2 protein-coding genes are annotated in these 1,023 nt (G+C 47.0%); one reads left to right on the top strand and one right to left on the bottom strand.

Annotation, left to right across the window (positions count from 1 at the left end; genetic code table 11):
- Positions 1-588 (top strand): IS3 family transposase (locus ACO0LH_RS28440; protein WP_422944517.1); only part of this gene is annotated, 588 nt, incomplete at its 5' end.
- A gap of 129 nt (positions 589-717) precedes the next feature.
- Here the strand turns inward: ACO0LH_RS28440 and ACO0LH_RS28435 are convergent.
- A complete protein-coding gene (locus ACO0LH_RS28435; protein WP_422944518.1) occupies positions 718-918 on the bottom strand; it encodes a DUF1295 domain-containing protein in 201 nt (66 codons plus the stop codon).
- Between the last annotated feature and the right edge of the window lie 105 nt (positions 919-1,023).

Here is a 1,023-nt window from a genome sequence, read left to right as displayed (position 1 = left end):
CGCAAATACAAAGCCACGACCGACTCTAATCATAGTTTGCCGATTGCACCAAACCTGCTCAACCGACAGTTTGCTGTCGATCAACCCAACCGCGTCTGGACCAGCGATATCACGTATATCGCCACAGGCGAAGGCTGGCTGTACCTGACAGTTGTGATTGATCTGTTCAGTCGTCAGGTTGTGGGCTGGTCCATGAAGCCGCATATGAAGACAGAATTGGTCAGTGGTGCCTTGCGTATGGCTTGGTTCCGGCGCCGTCCGGAGGCCGGATTAATCTTCCATTCGGATCTAGGCAGCCAATATTGCAGCCATGAATTCCGGTCAGCGTTACAGGCATATGGCATGCAGTCGTCGATGAGTCGTCGTGGCAATTGTTGGGATAACTCTCCAACAGAGAGCCTGTGGGGTTCACTCAAGACAGCACGTATTCACGGTAGACGATTTGAAACACGTCGCGCTGCCATGGACGAGATCATGGATTGGCTGACGTTCTATAATCATGACCGATTATATTCAACCTTGAATTACGTCAGTCCAATGCAGTTTGAAAGAAATTGGCTAGCCAGTCAGTCTCAGCAGGCAGCATAATGTGCCCGGATAAGGGATACGTTAGTTAGGGGCAAGCTCACCTGTCTATGTAAGGCAAGGTATAAATCTATACCTTACCCTTTGTTTGTAATCTGCATAGTGTAAATCCGACTCCGTCAAATGGATCTCCTAAGTAATTGCTCGTTGCGCATATATCCATGACCAATCTGCCAGCGCCAGCAATTGAAATACGTAAGACTTACCAGCAATCGCGTTCTGATACGCAAGAGCCCCTGCAAATATCCACCAAGCCAAATTTTTGCAAACATAGGCCGGATGTCTGACATACGCATATAACCCGGTCGTTAGGTAATCCCCCCGGAAATTAATCGCATTTAAAAGTAGAATTTTCTTAATTGAGATTTTGAGGAAGTTTTACATGAAAACATCGAGATTCAGCGATAGCCAGATTATCGCCATATTGAAACAGGCAGA

It is taken from the genome of Undibacterium sp. TJN19 (genome assembly GCF_049339485.1).
Lineage (GTDB): Bacteria > Pseudomonadota > Gammaproteobacteria > Burkholderiales > Burkholderiaceae_D > Undibacterium.
This window is presented reverse-complemented; position numbering and strand designations above follow the sequence as displayed.